Source organism: Parafrankia sp. FMc2 (assembly GCF_041008525.1).
Classification (GTDB): domain Bacteria; phylum Actinomycetota; class Actinomycetes; order Frankiales; family Frankiaceae; genus Parafrankia.
The window spans coordinates 46,885-62,041 of sequence record NZ_JBFLUG010000041.1; the positions used below are offsets into that span (position 1 = coordinate 46,885).

The 15,157-nt window shown below is 72.6% G+C and carries 17 protein-coding genes; 8 read left to right on the plus strand and 9 right to left on the minus strand.

The features are described 5' to 3' along the window. The first annotated feature begins 97 nt into the window (after window positions 1–97). On the plus strand, window positions 98–1,015 hold the full coding sequence (locus AB1460_RS16490; RefSeq protein WP_368962266.1) for a serine hydrolase: 918 nt from the start codon (window positions 98–100) through the stop codon (window positions 1,013–1,015). A 77-nt stretch (window positions 1,016–1,092) separates the two neighbouring features. Here AB1460_RS16490 and AB1460_RS16495 read toward each other — a convergent pair whose 3' ends face one another. From AB1460_RS16495 to AB1460_RS16525, 7 genes are all read right to left on the minus strand, one after another. Then, the gene (locus tag AB1460_RS16495; RefSeq protein WP_368962295.1) at window positions 1,093–1,935 is read right to left on the minus strand and encodes an ABC transporter permease subunit; all 843 of its coding nucleotides are present in this window, start codon (window positions 1,933–1,935) and stop codon (window positions 1,093–1,095) included. A gap of 131 nt (window positions 1,936–2,066) precedes the next feature. Further along, window positions 2,067–3,194: an ABC transporter ATP-binding protein gene (locus tag AB1460_RS16500; protein ID WP_420497288.1), complete on the minus strand. Its 1,128-nt coding sequence runs from the start codon at window positions 3,192–3,194 to the stop codon at window positions 2,067–2,069. Continuing rightward, entirely contained in the window at window positions 3,191–4,312 is a 1,122-nt protein-coding gene (locus AB1460_RS16505; RefSeq protein WP_368962267.1) for a hypothetical protein, read from the minus strand. The genes AB1460_RS16500 and AB1460_RS16505 overlap by 4 nt, the downstream gene beginning before the upstream one ends. Beyond that, window positions 4,296–4,871 (minus strand): sigma-70 family RNA polymerase sigma factor, encoded by a 576-nt coding sequence (locus AB1460_RS16510; protein WP_368962268.1) that lies wholly within the window; start codon window positions 4,869–4,871, stop codon window positions 4,296–4,298. The genes AB1460_RS16505 and AB1460_RS16510 overlap by 17 nt, the downstream gene beginning before the upstream one ends. A gap of 232 nt (window positions 4,872–5,103) precedes the next feature. Beyond that, window positions 5,104–5,511 carry an arsenate reductase ArsC gene (locus tag AB1460_RS16515; RefSeq protein WP_368962269.1) on the minus strand — a complete coding sequence of 136 codons (408 nt, stop codon included), beginning with the start codon at window positions 5,509–5,511 and terminating at the stop codon, window positions 5,104–5,106. Window positions 5,512–5,523: 12 nt separating this feature from the next. Beyond that, a complete protein-coding gene (locus AB1460_RS16520; protein ID WP_368962298.1) occupies window positions 5,524–6,219 on the minus strand; it encodes an aquaporin in 696 nt (231 codons plus the stop codon). A 25-nt stretch (window positions 6,220–6,244) separates the two neighbouring features. Further along, window positions 6,245–6,787: an ArsI/CadI family heavy metal resistance metalloenzyme gene (locus AB1460_RS16525; RefSeq protein ID WP_368962271.1), complete on the minus strand. Its 543-nt coding sequence runs from the start codon at window positions 6,785–6,787 to the stop codon at window positions 6,245–6,247. Between the two features lie 95 nt (window positions 6,788–6,882). Between AB1460_RS16525 and AB1460_RS16530 the strand changes: the two genes are divergently transcribed. The 7 genes from AB1460_RS16530 (at window position 6,883) to AB1460_RS16560 (ending at window position 11,450) form a co-directional block, all read left to right on the plus strand. Further along, the gene (locus tag AB1460_RS16530; protein WP_368962299.1) at window positions 6,883–7,287 is read left to right on the plus strand and encodes an ArsR/SmtB family transcription factor; all 405 of its coding nucleotides are present in this window, start codon (window positions 6,883–6,885) and stop codon (window positions 7,285–7,287) included. Between the two features lie 193 nt (window positions 7,288–7,480). Beyond that, window positions 7,481–7,852, plus strand: a complete 372-nt coding sequence (locus AB1460_RS16535; RefSeq protein ID WP_368962273.1) for an ArsR/SmtB family transcription factor — start codon at window positions 7,481–7,483, stop codon at window positions 7,850–7,852. After that, the gene (locus AB1460_RS16540; protein ID WP_368962275.1) at window positions 7,852–8,355 is read left to right on the plus strand and encodes an SRPBCC family protein; all 504 of its coding nucleotides are present in this window, start codon (window positions 7,852–7,854) and stop codon (window positions 8,353–8,355) included. Before AB1460_RS16535 ends, AB1460_RS16540 begins: the two co-directional genes overlap by 1 nt. A gap of 1 nt (window position 8,356) precedes the next feature. Continuing rightward, the gene (locus AB1460_RS16545; protein WP_368962276.1) at window positions 8,357–9,010 is read left to right on the plus strand and encodes a TIGR03086 family metal-binding protein; all 654 of its coding nucleotides are present in this window, start codon (window positions 8,357–8,359) and stop codon (window positions 9,008–9,010) included. 12 nt (window positions 9,011–9,022) lie between these two features. After that, on the plus strand, window positions 9,023–9,796 hold the full coding sequence (locus AB1460_RS16550; protein WP_368962277.1) for a hypothetical protein: 774 nt from the start codon (window positions 9,023–9,025) through the stop codon (window positions 9,794–9,796). 131 nt (window positions 9,797–9,927) lie between these two features. Continuing rightward, on the plus strand, window positions 9,928–10,482 hold the full coding sequence (locus tag AB1460_RS16555; RefSeq protein WP_368962278.1) for a Uma2 family endonuclease: 555 nt from the start codon (window positions 9,928–9,930) through the stop codon (window positions 10,480–10,482). Window positions 10,483–10,556: 74 nt separating this feature from the next. Further along, window positions 10,557–11,450, plus strand: coding sequence for a carbon-nitrogen family hydrolase (locus AB1460_RS16560; RefSeq protein ID WP_368962280.1), 894 nt, complete (start codon window positions 10,557–10,559; stop codon window positions 11,448–11,450). Window positions 11,451–11,566: 116 nt separating this feature from the next. Here the strand turns inward: AB1460_RS16560 and AB1460_RS16565 are convergent, their stop codons facing one another. Both AB1460_RS16565 and AB1460_RS16570 read right to left on the minus strand, forming a co-directional pair. After that, on the minus strand, window positions 11,567–14,209 hold the full coding sequence (locus tag AB1460_RS16565) for a protein kinase domain-containing protein (RefSeq protein WP_368962281.1): 2,643 nt from the start codon (window positions 14,207–14,209) through the stop codon (window positions 11,567–11,569). Window positions 14,210–14,336: 127 nt separating this feature from the next. Then, window positions 14,337–14,831, minus strand: coding sequence for a hypothetical protein (locus tag AB1460_RS16570; protein ID WP_368962283.1), 495 nt, complete (start codon window positions 14,829–14,831; stop codon window positions 14,337–14,339). Between the last annotated feature and the right edge of the window lie 326 nt (window positions 14,832–15,157).

Sequence of the window (15,157 nt, forward strand, 5' to 3'; positions counted from 1 at the left end):
CCTTGGCATCAGTGTCAGCACTTTCCGTGTAAAGCAATTTACACTGATTAACGCGAGGTACATGTCTGGACTGATTTTGTGTCCGTAAACATCTGGCATGGCCAGCAGAAGGCACCCGAACGGGAACTCCCGTCATCACACAGTCACTTCAGGCACCCGGCGGCGGCTCGCCGTTCTCGGCAGTGTGATCGCCCTGCTGCTGACGTCCGGCGCCGCGGCAGCCACAGCCGCTACAGCCGCTACGGGCACGGCGAGCGCCGCGTCCGCACGCACGTCACTCGCGGCGAACGGCACGACCGCGAGCGCGCTCGCGGCACGGTTCCGCACCTACCTGGCCGGGAGGCCCGGCGCGGTCAGTGTCGCCCTGTACGACGCCAGCTCCGGGGCGACCGTCGTCAGCGGCAACTCGTCCCGGACGGGCTGGGAGACCGCCAGCACCGTCAAGCTGGACATCCTGGTGGCACTGCTGTCGAAGACCGGGACGAGCGGCCGGCTCACCGCCGCCCAGACGGCGCTCGCCAGAAAAATGATCTCGGTCAGTGACAACGCGGCGGCCAGCACGCTCTGGAAGCAGGCCGGGGGTACGGCGGGCATGAACGCCTTCTTCCGCCGCCTCGGCATGACCTCGACCACCGCCGGCGCCGGCGGCAAGTGGGGCCTGACGAAGACCACGGCACGCGACCAGCTCGCCGTCCTGCGCGCGGTGGCCTACCCCGACCGGACGCTGTCCGCCGCCGCCCGGACCACCGCCAGAGAGCTGCTTCGCAGCGTCGTCTCCTCCCAGCGGTGGGGCCTGACGGCGGGCGTGCCGTCCGGTGTCGCGGTGGAGATCAAGAACGGCTGGCTGCCGTACGACGGCGGCTGGGTGATCGACAGCCTGGCCCATGTGCACGGCGGCGGGCGCGACTACGTGATGGCCGTCTACACCCGGAACAGCGCCACCATGAACACCGGGATCACCACCGTCTCGGGCCTGTCCCGCATCGCCTGGGCCGCCGGACCCGTGCGGGGCTGACCCGGCCGATCAGCCGGATCAGCCAGCTCCGCCGGGTCAGCCGGGTCAGCCGGGTCAGCCGGGTCAGCCGGGCGGAGTCACAGGTTGCGGCGCTGGAAGGAGGTCGCCGCCAGCGCCCAGATGATGGCCACCCAGACGACTGACCAGGCGAGATAGACACCGGTCAGGGACGACACGCTCAGGAACGGGAACGCCGCCAGGTCTCCCCCGCTGAGCCGGAGGATCACCGACGGATCCTGGAACCCGTGCATCGCCCCGCGCCACAGGCCGTCGGTGGGCAGCACGATCCGCGAGACGGCACCGACCCGCTCCATGCTCTCGTTGTGGAGCGCCACCCCCATACCGCCGACGACACCGGCCACCCAGGTGGCGCCGAAGAGACCGACCGCGACCACACCCGAGGCCATGGGGGAGACGACCGTCGACAGCAGCAGCGCGAGGGTCAGCAGCACGACGACCTGCGCGGCGAGCAGGGCGAGGGCCGACACCGGCTGTGGCGGCCAGTAGTCGGCCGTCACCTTGACGACGAGGCACTGCGCGAGCCCGGCGAGGACGGTGTAGACGCTGCCGAACGCCACCAGGCCGAGCCACTTGCCCAGCAGGAACGCCGACCGCCGGATCGGCCGGGCGAGCACGGCCAGCGCGATACCCGACTCGGTCTCGCCGGCGAGTGTCGGGCCGGCGAGGAAGGCCGTGCCCAGCGCGGCGATCAGGCTGAGCCCGAACATGACGAGGTTCAGGATCTGTGAGGACGCCAGCAGCCGCTCGCCGGTGGTCAGCCCGCCGGAGTCGGCCTCGGCCGCCAACCGGGAGAAGCCCCAGCCGCTCAGCGTCAGCAGCAGCACGGTGAGCACGGCCAGTGCGAGCATCACCCGGCGCCGCGAGGCCTCCCGCAGGGTGAGCGCCGCGATGGTGAGCACCGTCCGGATCGTTCCGAGCCGGGCCCGCGGCCGCTGTCCCGACGCGGCGACCGCGGGTGGCGTTGCCGCGGACGGCGATGCGTCCGCTCCGGGCGGGGAGGCGCCCGCTCCGGGCGGGGACAGTCGGGTTGTCATCGCGTGTCCTCCGGTCGGTCGGCGGAGCCGGTGCGCAGGATGCCGAGCAGCCGCTCCTCCAGGCTGATCCGTGCGGGTTCGACGGCGTGCACGCGCGTTCCCAGGCCGACGAGCTCGGCCACCAGACCCGGGACGACGTCCGCTGCCGCGCCGCCCGGGCCGTTGCCATCGCTCACGCCCGCGCCCGCACCGGTGCGGGCGCCGGTCACATTCCTGTCGCCGTAGGCGTTGCTGTCTGTGTCCGCGGTGTCCGGCGGCAGCACCACCGTGTACCAGTCGCCCGATCGCTCGACGCCGCCGACCGCGGTCAGGCAGCGGTGCGCGGCCGGGGAGACGTCCGTCAGCCGCAGCCGGAGCTCGCGCTGGCCGAGGAGCTCACGCAGCGTGCCCGCCGCCGCCACCCGGCCGCGGTCGAGGATCACGACCCGGTCGCAGACCCGTTCGACCTCACCGATGAGGTGCGAGTTGAGAAGCACCGCGACGCCGCGGGAGCGCAGGTCCAGCACGATGTCGCGGACGTCGGCGCGGCCCAGCGGGTCCAGCGCGCTCGTCGGCTCGTCGAGGATCACGAGCTCGGGCCGGGCGATCAGGGCGACGGCGAGCCCGAGGCGCTGCTGCATCCCCTTGGAGAAGCCGCCGACCCGGTCGCCGGCACGCTCGGCGAGGCCGACCAGGGCCAGGCAGGCCTGCCGCTCCCGCGCGGTCACGTCGGCCCCCGAGAGCCGGATGTGCAGGGTCAGCACCTCCGCCGCGCTCAGCCAGGGCTGGTAACGGAAGAGCTCGGGCAGGTAGCCGACGCGGGCGCGGGCGGCCGGGTCGCTGGCCGGGCGGCCGAGCAGGAGCACCTCCCCCGCGTCGGGCCGGACCAGGCCGAGCAGCATCTTGATCACCGAGGTCTTGCCGGCCCCGTTGGGGCCGAGCAGGCCGACGATCTGGCCTCGCCCGACCTCCAGGGAGACGTCCTCGACGGCGGTGCGCCGGCCGTACCGCTTGCGCAGTCCGGAGCTCCAGACGGCGGGCGACGGGTGCAGGCCTTCGACCAGGCGTGCCGTCGCACGCAGCGTCGCCTCGTCGACGTCGGTGGTGGTGGCGGCGGCCGTGGCCGCAGGCGTCGGGGAAGTCACTGGAGCTCCCGGGCTGTCGTGAGGACCTCGTCGGTGGACAGCGAGCCGGCCACCGCGAACAGCTCGCCGCCGTCCACCCAGACGACGGCGGCGAAGGTGCCGTCGCGGCTGGCCAGCGCGGTCGCGGAGGCGCCGTCGACGTCCACCGGCTTCGTGGTGAACTCGTCGCTGGGCACGGGCAGCGGCAGCGTGGTGCCGTCCGCGGCGTAGGTGCGCAGCTGCGCCGCGACCTCGTCGGGCAGGCCGGGCAGGGAGAGGACGTAGTCGCGGACCGTCCCGAACGGGACACCGGAGGAGAACGCCCTGGGTGCGACGGCGTGGCCCACGATCAGCGCGGGGGCGCCGCTCGTGGACGGCCACATCTGTGCAACGCCCGGACCGGCGGTCAGCCGCACCCGCGACCCGTCCAGACCGGGCGGGACGGGCGGCAGCGGGCGGCCCTCGGCGGCGGCCGCCTGCGCGGCGCGCTCCGTCGAGAAGGTGAACACGGCCTCGGCCTCGTCACTCACCTGAATCAGCGACCGACCGTCGACGCCACGGGGAAGATGTTCGACGTCGGGCACCTCGAGACCGGTCTGCTCGGCCGCGGCCGCCGCGTCATCGACCTCCCGCAGGGCGGGCTGGTGGCTCCATTCGAGCTCGCCGTACGCGCTCAGGTCGGGCAGCGCGACCAGGTCGGAGGCGCGCAGGCCGATCACCGCGACCCGCTCGGTCTGGAAGATCTGCAGCCAACCGTTGGCCGCGGCGGTGCCGGCCCCGGCGATGACGACGGAGGCGGCCAGGGCCGCGACGATCGGCCGGCGGGCGAACTGCCCCACCCTCCGGCGGCGCGAGGAGCGGGCGGCCGGGCGGCCGATGTCGGCCGCGGATGCGGCGGATGCCGCGGGTGGCGCGGATGCCGCGGCCACCAGGCGGTGCCAGGCGGCGTCCTCGTCGACGGGGGCGGCGATGGTGCCGGCGGCGATCAGTGCCGTGTGGACGGCGGCGGCGTCCTCGCGCATGGTGACGAGTGTGGCCAGGCAGCGTGGGCAGCTCGCGGTGTGCTCGCGGTCGGCGTCGGCCACCCCGGCCGGCTCGTCGAGCAGCCGGCGCAGCACGCCGTCAGATGTGTGACCCATGACGGTGCAGCTCCTTTCGTAGGGCGGATTCGGCGCGGCGGACAGTGGTACCGATGCTGGTCGGGGACATGTCGAGGGCGGCGGCGACGTCGGCGTAGCTCAGGCCGCTGTGTCGCAGGACGAGCGCCACGGCCTGGGTGCGCGGAAGGCGGGCGAGGGCGGCGCGCACCTGGCGATGTTCGTCCCGCAGGACCACGGCCTCGGCGACGTCGGGCACGCCGACGGCGTGCGCGACCGTGGCCGCCGTCTCCTCCCGCCCGGCGCGGCGCCGGTGCGAACGGATGTGGTTCAGCGCGGTGTGGGCGGCGGCGACGCAGAGCCAGCCGCGGGTCTGCGTGGCCGGCACCGTCGACCGGTTGAAGGAGAGGAAGACCTCCTGGGCGACGTCCTCCGCCTGGTGCCGGTCACCGAGGACTCCGGCGGCGACCCCGACCACCACCCGGTAGTCACGGCGGAACACCTCGTCCAGGTCGGGCCGTATGTGCGCCACACCGCCCGCCGCGCTGTGCGCTGCCGCGCTGTGCGCCGCCGCGCCGCGCGCTGGACGGGACAGCGCCATCCGCCCGCTCCTCCCCTCCGCCCCGTCCCGGCTGCCGGCGCCGACGGCAGCTGCCCCGGGGCCCGCCAGAGCGGGGACGCCCGCCGCCTGCCCGTGCCGTATCAGGTCCATACCTACACAGCACCGCCGCGCGCCCGGATGTGACACGGGGACCGGGTCCGGGTCCGGGCCGGGCGTGGGCTCGCTCCGCTCGACGGCCGTTCCGGCCTTTCCTCTCAGCCGGTGGGGAGCATCAGCCGGTGGGGAGCAGCTCGTCGAGGAGCTTCTCGACGCGGGCGCGGATGGCGTCGCGGATCGGGCGGACGGCGTCGATGCCCTGGCCGGCGGGGTCGTCGAGGTTCCAGTCCTGGTAGCGGATCCCGGGGAAGACCGGGCAGGCGTCCCCGCAGCCCATCGTGATCACGACGGTCGAGGTCTCGACCGCGTCGGCGGTGAGGATCTTCGGGACCGCGGTGGTGATGTCAATGCCGACCTCGGCCATCGCGGCCACGGCGACCGGGTTGACCTTCTCGGCCGGCATCGACCCGGCGGAGCGGACCACGACCCTGCCGGCAGCGAGGTGGGTGAGGAAGCCGGCCGCCATCTGGGAGCGACCGGCGTTGTGCACGCAGACGAACAGCACCGACGGCGTGTCGGACATGGGCAGGTCCTCTCAGGGACGGGAGACGGGAGTCCGGTAGAACAGGCGGACCAGGCCGTAGCCGACCGCGCCGCCCACCAGCTGGGCGGCCACGAACGCGGGGACCGAGGCAGGGGCGATGCCGGCGAAGGTGTCGGAGAACATCCGGCCGACACTGATCGCCGGGTTGGCGAAGCTGGTCGAGCTGGTGAACCAGTAGGCGGCGCCGATGTAGGCCCCGACCGCGGCCGGGGCGCGTTCCCCGCGGCCCGAGCGGACCAGTGAGAAGATCAGCAGGGTCAGGCCGGCGGTCGCGACGACCTCGGCGAGCAGATGCGCCCCCGACGCCCGGTGGTGCGTGGAGATCGACACCGCCGGACGATCGAACATCAGGTTCGCCAGGACGGCGCCGCCGGCACAGCCGGCGGCCTGGGCCGGCAGGTAGGCGGCGGCGTCCCGCCACGACAGCCCGCCGAACGCCGCGTCCACCACGGTGACGACCGGGTTGAGGTGCGCTCCGGACACCGGCCCGACCATCAGGATGATCGCGTAGAGGCCGGCGGCGGTCGCGGCGGCGTTCTCGACCAGTTGCAGGCCGGGCTGACCGGAGCTGAGCTGCTGGGCCGCGATCCCGGAGCCGATGACCAGCGCCGCGAGCAGCAGGCTGCCGACCGCCTCGGCGGCCAGCCGCCGCGCCAGCGGAGGCCGGCCGCCAGGGTCATCGGTCAGGGGCGGGTCATCGGTCACGGGCGGGTCAGCAGCAGTGGCCGGCCGAGGCCGGCTCGTCCGCGAGCAGGGTGACCGCCCCGCTCGCCACCGTCGCGGCGGCCGGGGCCGGGGCGGCCGGCGTGCAGCAGGCCGCCGCCTGCCCGTCGCGCCGCTCGGCCGCCGACAGCGTCGCCCCCGGCCGGGCGGAGTCGCTGTCGGCCAGGACGGTGTAGACCTCCCACGGCGCACCGTCCGGGTCGTCGATCCAGACCTTGTCCTGCACCGCGTAGCAGCAGGTCGTGTTCTCCTCCACGGCCGTGGCCAGGCCGGCGCCGACCAGCCGCGTGGCCGCGGCGGTGACCTCCTCGGTCGTCTCGACCTCGACGCCCAGGTGGTTGAGCGCCCCGGCGACGCCGGCGCCGCGCTCCTGCGGGTTCTCGATGAGCACCAGCTTCAGCGGCGGGGTGTCGATCGCGAAGTTCGCGTAGCCCGGCCGGCGCTTCGCCGGTTCGACGCCGAACAGCTTCCGGTAGAACTCCACCGCCGCGTCCACATCCGAGACGTTCAACGCCAGTTGGACTCTGGCCATCACGACCACCTCACATCGACGAAGGTCTATGTCTGACGAGAGCGAGGATGACCGATGACATAGACGGCCGTCAATACCTCGGGCATGCTGGAACCATGGCCACGACCTCCCCGCCCGCAGAGCTCCCCCCCATCGCCGGCGAGCCGGACCGGGATGCCCCGCCCGGCCTGGCCGGAGCCATGTCGGCGTGCTGCACACCGCTGGCGCGCGCCCCGCTGTCCGCCGCCGACGCCGAGGCGCTCGCCGCCGTCCTGAAGGCCATCGCCGTTCCCGCCCGACTGCGCCTGCTCTCGATGATCTATGCCCGCGAGGGTGGCGAGGCCTGCGTCTGCGAGCTCACCGAACCCCTCGGCCTGACCCAGCCGACCGTCAGCCATCACCTGAAGGTCCTTGTCGACGCCGGCCTGATCAGCCGCGAGAAGCGCGGCGTCTGGGCCTACTACCGGCCCGTGCCCGGCGCTCTGAACGCCCTCGCCGCCGTGTTCGGCCCGGCGGGGTAAGGCGACCACCAGCGCGGACGGGCACGCGCGCCGCACCCGCCTTCGCACCGTCAGCGCTCCGATCCGCCAGCACTCCGAGCCGCCAGCACTCCGAGCCGCCAGCACTCCGAGCCGCCATCCTCAACCATATGGTTGACGTCCTGGCGGCTTTCGCCTAACCTTTTCGTCAACCGAATGGTTGAGGGAGGTGGGTGTGGATCAGCTGTCGCGGCTCTTCGCGGCACTCACGGACCCGACGCGGCGGGATCTGGTCGCCCGGCTGACCGAGGGTGACGCCACCGTCGGCGAGCTCGCCGCGCCCTACGACATGAGCGTCCAGGCCGTGTCGAAGCACCTGAAGGTCCTCGAACAGGCGGGTCTGGTCAGCAGGGCCGGGCCGGCGCACCGCAGCCCCGTGCACCTTGAGGCCGAGGTGTTCGACCTGATGACAGGGTGGATCGAGCGCTACCGCCGCCGCGCCGAGGAGCGCTACCGCCGCCTCGACGCGCTGCTGGCCGCGATGAACGAACGCACCGCGAACGAAGGCACCACGGGCGACGAACAACCACTGGAGGGAACAGCCTGATGAGCACCCACAGCAGCAGCACCGCCACGGCCGAGACGACCCGGATCGAGGCCGACCCGAACGTGCCGGTGATCCGGATGACGCGGGACTTCGCCGCCACTCCCGAGCAGCTCTTCCGCGCCCACACCGACCCCGCCCTGTTCGTCCGCTGGGTCGGGCCGGACGGTCTGGACACGACGATCGAGCACTGGGACGCGACCAGTGGCGGCAGCTGGCGCTACGTCGCCCGCCACGACGGTCACGAGTTCCGGTTCCGCGGCTGCTTCCACGAGGTCCGTCCCGACCGGCTCGTGCAGACCTTCACCTTCGAGGGCGAGCCGGACAGCGTCGCCCTCGAGACCCTGTGGTTCGAGGATCTCGGCGACGGCCGCACCCGGCTGCACGCCCAGTCCCTTGTCGACAGCTTCGAAGGCCGCGACGCCTGGCTGCGCAGCGGTATGGAGACCGGCGTCAACGAGGGCTACGCCAAGCTCGCCGCGCTGGTGTCCTCGGGTGCCGTCTGAGATGACAGCGTCCCCGGTGTCCCCGGTGTCCCCGGCGACGCTCGCCGACCGTCCGGCCGAGCGCCATCGGCTCATAGCGGCCACCTTCACCGACCGGGTGCTCGGCACCCGCGACTGGGACGTCCCCACCCCGGTCGCCGGTTGGGCGGCGCGTGACGTGGTCGACCATCTGTGCACCTGGTTCGCCGGTTTCGTCGAGGGCAGCGGCGGGCCGGCGCTGCGGCGCGGCCCGGCGGTGAGCGAGGACCCGGCAGGCGCCTGGCAGGTGCACACCGAGGCGGTCCAGCGGCTCCTCGACGACCCGGCCACCGCCGCCCTGGTGCTGCACAACCCGCACATGGGCGATCTTCCGCTGGCCGCGGCGACCGACATGATCTACACGTCGGACGTCTTCATGCACACCTGGGACCTGGCCCGGGCGACCGGCCAGGACGACCGTCTGGACGCCGACCACTGCGCCCAGCTGGTCGGCGGCATGGAGCAGATGGAGGACGTCATCCGCGGCTCCGGCCAGTACGGGCCGCGGGTCGCCGTCCCCGACGACGCGGACGCCCAGACCCGCCTGCTCGGCTTCATCGGCCGCGACCCGTCCTGGCCGGCCCACCCGTCCTGGCCGGCCCACCCGTCCTGGCCGGCCGGGGGCACGGGCCGCTGACAGACTCCGCGCATGGAGTGGTCCTGGCTCACCGGCTCGTATCACGAACAGATCGCCAGGACCGGCCGCGAGCCGTTGCTGCTCCTGCTCCTGGGCCTGGTCGGCGGCTTCCTGTTCATCAGGACGTCCGCCCGTCTCATCCGCGCGAACGTCCGGTGGTGGCCGGGGAACGTCTCGGCCGGGGGCGTGCACCTGCACCACGAGTTCTTCGGCGTGCTCATGGTGCTCACGGCCGGCACGGTCAGTTTCGCCACGGACACCGATGGTCCGTGGCGTGACCTCCTCGCCCTCGTCTTCGGGATCGGGGCCGGCCTCGTGCTCGACGAGTTCGCGCTGCTGCTCCACCTGAAGGACGTCTACTGGACCAGGGAGGGCCGTTCGTCCGTCGACGCCGTCATCGTCGCCACGGCGCTGACCGGGCTTCTGCTGATCCGGGCCGCCCCCTTCGGGCTGGACAACATCAGCGCGGACGAACGTCTGACCCGGTGGACGGTGGTCGCGTTCGTCCTGGTCAACCTGTCCCTGACCGTACTGACCGCGCTCAAGGGCAAGCCCTGGCTGGCACTGTTCAGCGTGTTCGCGACCGTCATCGGGGTGTGGGGCGTGACGCGGCTCGCCGCCCCGCGCAGCCCGTGGGCCCGGCGCTCCTACGACGAGCGGAAGCTGGCCCGGGCCGGAGAACGGGCCGCACACTGGGACAGGCGGCGCGACCGTGTGTTCGCCCTCATCGCCGGAGCCGACAGCCCGGACCCGCCCGCGCCCGACTCCCGGGACTCCCCCGCGTAGGCGTGCGAAGGCCTGCGGAGGCACATCGGGGCACGCGTGAGGCGGCCGCCGGGCGGGCCTGGGCGCGTTACCCTGGCTAGGACGGCTGACGCTGGCCGGTCCGCGGAAGGAGACGCGTCATCACCGCCGAGATGATTGCTCCCGCCTGGATGCACCAGCAGATCACGGCGCAGCAGTACGACTCCTGGTCCGACGAGCAGTGCGCGGGCATCGAGATAGTCGACGGGATGGTCGTCGTGAGCCCCAGCGCGTCGAAGCGTCACAACCGGCTGGTCAAGTTTCTCGCGGTCGCCCTGGAGGCCGCCGCCGGGCCGGACTGGAACGCCGACTTCGACTTCGACGTCCGCCTGCAGGACGTGCCGCTGACGAACCGGCGCCCCGACGTGGTCGTCTACCGCGCCGACACCATCGACGTCTCACCGACCCGCCCCGAGCACATCCTGCTCGTCGCCGAGGTCGTCTCCCCCGGGTCGGAGACGACGGACCGGATCGTCAAGGCCGAGCAGTACGCGAAGGTCGGCATCTCCTACTACTGGCGGATCGAGCAGCCCCCCGCCGGGGTCCCGGTCGTCCACACCCACGTTCTCGACCCGGCCACCAGGGCCTACCACCACGGTGAGGTCTTCACGGGTCTCGTCGACACGGTCGCCCCCTTCCCGGTCAGGATCGACCTCACCCGGCTGTAGCGAACCGACGCCGGGCCCGCGGGCCCGGCGGAACAAGGAACACGGGATGCCGCCCTGGGGGGAGTGAGGCGCTGATGACAACCACACCGCGGACACCTGTTCATGACCCCGCCGCCCCGGTGCGAGTGACGCTTCTGCAGCTCGCCTGCCCCGACGACGAGGACCACGGCAGCAGGGTGGCCCGGGTCCTCGACCAGCTGCGCGCGCTCGACCCGCGGGAGACGGACCTCGTCGTCCTGCCCGAGCTGTGGGCCACCGGCTACTTCAACTTCGACCGGTACGAGGAGCAGGCGCAGCCGCTGGAAGGCCCGACGATCGGCGCGCTGCGCGAGGTGGCCGCCGAGCGCGGGCTGCACCTCGTCGCCGGCAGCTTCGTCGAGCGCACGCCCGACGGCGCGCTGTGCAACACCACCGCCCTGCTGGGCCCCGACGGCGCGGTCCTCGGCACCTACCGGAAGATCCATCTGTTCGGCTACGAGTCGGCGGAGGCGACGCTGCTCACCGCCGGCGACGAGGTGCGCGTCGTGCCCACCGGGCTCGGCGCCGTGGGCCTCGCCACCTGTTACGACCTGCGGTTCCCCGAGCTGTTCCGGCTCCTGGTCGACGGCGGCGCCGAGCTGGTCGTGGTGGTCTCCGCGTGGCCGCTGGCGCGGCTGGAGCACTGGGAGCTGCTGGTGCGGGCGCGGGCTGTGGAGAACCAGGTCTTTCTCATCGCCTGCAACGTCGCGGGCAGCCAGGCCGGCACCGCCATCGCGGGCACGAGCCTCGTGGTCGGCCCGTGGGGCGAGGTCCTCGTCCGGGGCGACAGCGGGCCCGCGGTCCTGCGGGCCGTGCTCGACCCCGCCCGGCTGTCCGCCGTACGTGCCGAGTTCCCGGTACTCACCCACCGCCGGCTCGGCACCGTCCCGGAACATGAGGCAGACAGCATTGACCGCACTTCCCGAGGCGGCCTCCCGCCTGGGCCTTGAGAATCTCCGGCCGGCCTCGACGGCGTCCCGGTCGCGGATGTCGTGAACCATCCCGAGACCGGACGAGACCGGAGGAGAGTTGACGTTGACGCCGGCTCGGGCGGGGTGGACGTGCGTCAGGAGCAGGGCGGAATGTATCGGGCGTCCGGGACCACAGCCGCCCATTCGGCCTCGGTAAGCAGGTTCGTCTTCTCGGCACAGGCAGCGGTGACCATTCGGCCGGGGTCGAGGTTCCACAGCCTGGCGGCGTCATCGTAGCTGCTGGTGACAAGCGACTTCCCGTCCGGGCTGAAAACCGTGCCGTAGAGATGGCCGGCCTCACCGGGGAGCATCGCCAGCGGTGCGGCCGTACCGCGTGCGTCGGCATCCCACAGGTGCGCGGCGTTCCGGGAATGGGTTGCGAAAAAGCGCCCGTCCGGGCTGAACACAGGGTCCTGTGTCTCGCGCGCGAGGGGGTCAGCCGCGAAATCGCCGCTTTCATCCGAAATGGTGACCCGCGGCGGGATGCCCGCACCCCGAGCGGTGGCATCCCACAGGTACACGGAGCCATCGAGCGGAGCCGAAGTGACGAAGATCCTGCTGTCCGGGCGGTACACCAGATCCCGGATGTCGCCGGCCGGCGCGGTGTAGGTGGCCAGCGGTGGGACGTCGCGGCCGAGGGTGCTGGCGTCCCACAGCCGCACGGACCTGCCGCCATAGGCGGCGAAGAACCTGCGGTCCGGGCTGAACCGGACCCCGGTGACGCCGGTCAGGGTGGCCACCGACGGCACGTTCCCGCTGCGGGCGGAAGCGCTCCACAGGCGCACAGTGCTGTCGAAGTCACTGCCGGCCACGACCGTTTCGCCATCCGGGCTGAACACGACGTTCGTGACCAGGCTGCTGTGACCCGTCAGAACGGCGAGCGGCCGGACGTTCTGATCACGAGTGCTGACATCCCAGAGCTGGACGGTGGCGATGCCGGCCGTGGCGAGCACCTCGCTGTTCGGGCTGAACTCCACGTCCAGCACTTCCTCAAGAGGGCCCACGGTGGCGAGTGGCTGGGCGGTTCCGCTGGCGTCAGTTCTCCACAGCTGAGCCGTGTCGCGGTATCTCCGGGTGACGAGAAGTCTCCCGTCCGGGCTGAACTCCATGCTGTCGATGAAATCGGAGCCGGTGGGGAAAATGGCCCGTGGCTGTACGTTCCCGCCTTGGGCTGTGGTGTCCCACAGCCGGACGCTTCCATTGCTGCTGGTGGCGAGCAACCTGCTGTCGGGGCTGAAAGCCGCGTCGAGGACCTCGTTCATGATGTCGTCGCTGGCCGAGCCCAGAACGGCGAGGGGCTGGGCGTTCTCGCCACTCGCGGTCGCGTCCCACAGCCGAGCGGAGCCGTCGTAGCTGTACGTGACGAGCAGCTTCCCGTCCGGGCTGAACACGAGGCCGGTGACGGCTTCGAGGTGGCCGGCGAGGGTGGCCAGCGGCTGGCTCGTGGGAACGAACAGCGCGATCACGCTCCTGGCAGCCTGCGGGGTCGGGGCGGTGCGGTAGGCAGCCACGGCCAACCGGCGGGCGAGCGCCGGCTCGTCGGCAGCGATTCTGGACGCCTCGGCGGCGAGCGTCCGGGACACCGCCTCCGCTCCGCTGCCGGTGCTGGCGCCAGCGCCGGGTCTGCCGACGGTGCGTCCCACCAGCAGCGACACCGCCACGAGTATCAGCACGGCAACCGCCGCCACCGGTCGGGCACCCCGCCGCCATCGCTGATCCGGCTGTGCACCCTCGTCCCCGGCCAGGAGAGTCTCGTCATCGTGGACGTCGGCATGCGCCGAGGCCAAGGACGTCCTCGGCGCCGGCACAGCTGCCGGCTGGGGCGGAGTCGCGGACGGCGGTGGCGGTGGCGGTGGCGGGAGTGTGGCCTGGCGGACGTCGTCGGCGAGATGGAGCGGCAGCTCGGAGCGGGCAGCCCAGCCCGGGCCGTAGGCCTCGGTGGCGGCGTGGGCGAGCGCGAGCGCGAAGGCGGTGGCACCCGGGTGCCGGTCGGCGGGTGCCTTCGCCAGCGCACGCAGGACAACCGCCGCGACCGGGTCGGCGACCCCGGTCATCGGCGGTGGCGGGTCGCTCAGGTGCTGGCGCCACAGCATCGGCAGCGGCTGCCGGGAGTCGAACGGCGGGACGCCGGTGAGGAGCTGGTAGAGCACGACTCCCAGGGCGTACTGGTCGGTCGCCGGCCCGAGGCGGCCGCCCTCGATCTGCTCCGGCGCCATGTACATCGGTGTTCCGGCCAGCCCGCTGGCCGTGGCCGCGGACCCCTCGAACAGCTTCGCGATCCCGAAGTCACCGACCTTGGGGGTGCCGTCCGCGGCGAACAGGATGTTGTCGGCCTTGATGTCACGGTGCAGCACCCGCCGGCCATGCGCATGCTCCAGCGCGGCGGCGACCGCCAGCCCGACCGCGCAGGCCTGCTCCGGCGCCATCCCGTGACGCCGGGCGGACAGCGTGCCCCCCGCCAGCAGCTCCATCACCACCAGGCACAGACCCTCGGCCTCGGCATAGTCGAACGCCCGCACCACATGGGGATGGTCCAGCCCGGCAAGCACCCGGGCCTCCTTGGCGAAGTCGAGGGTCGTGCCCTCCGCGCGCTCGCCCTCCATCACCTTGATCGCGACCAGGCGGCCCGTCCGCTGCTCCGCCCCGGCCAACACCAGACCGAACGTCCCCGACCCCAGTCGCTCACCCACGGTGTATCCGGGCAGTGCCTTCTCGACCCGTTCCCGCCCGACGATCACCAGATGTCCGGGCGCACTCGCCGCCCGGCCCCCGCCATCCCCGTCATAGTGCGACAACCCTAGGACAGGGTTCCGAAACGTCACAGACCGGTCGCGCCGCGCCGCATCCCCGCACCAGGGCTCGGGTTCAGGCGCCCGTGGTCGAGCCGGGGCGCACGATCATCAGGACTGTCACCGTGGCCCACAGCAGGTTGAACACGCCGGTGGTCATGGCCAGCCGCGCGGGCGCCTTCTCGTGCAGGCGTTCGGCCTTCGTCGCCGCGGTGAGGATGTCGTCCTGGCGGGGCAGGATCACGATGGCGAGCAGGACCGCGGCCGCCGCGGTGAGCACCGCGGAGACGAGCAGCCAGGCGTCGCCGAGGATCCCGAGGCTGGCTCCGGTCGCCACGCCGAACACCGGGACCGCGAGGCCGACCGCCGCGTAGACCCGGCAGATGCGGTGCAGGGTCCGCAGCACGGTGACGTCGGGCGCCTCGGGTTCCTCCTCGGGCGCGGCCAGCGCCGCTGCCGGCGCGGCCAGCGCCCGCCGGGCCGCGGCGGGGAACATGCTCGCCGCCACGGTGACCGGGCCGATCGCCAGGATGACGGCGAGCACATGAGCGGAGAGAAGCAGCTTCGTCACGGTACGCACACCCGGGAGTCGCGGGCCGCACGAGGGCCGGCGAGCACGTCGCAGGAGGCAGGGCCGTTCGACGGGGGCGACCCGGGGAACAGCACGATGTGTGCGGGCATGGCCGCAACGCTAACCAGCGGGAGCGACCTCCAGGAGTGGCTGGACTGCCAGCTTCCTACGGGTTCTGGCCAACCATCCGGCGCCGGTTTCTAGTAGACTGTCGCCGCTAATGTGTGGGGTATAGGTGGCGGAGTTTGGTGCGGGCGTCATCGGTGGTGAAGTGCCAGTTGACCTGTCGCTGGTCGGCGTTGACGGCTGCCTGCCAGGCGGTGAGT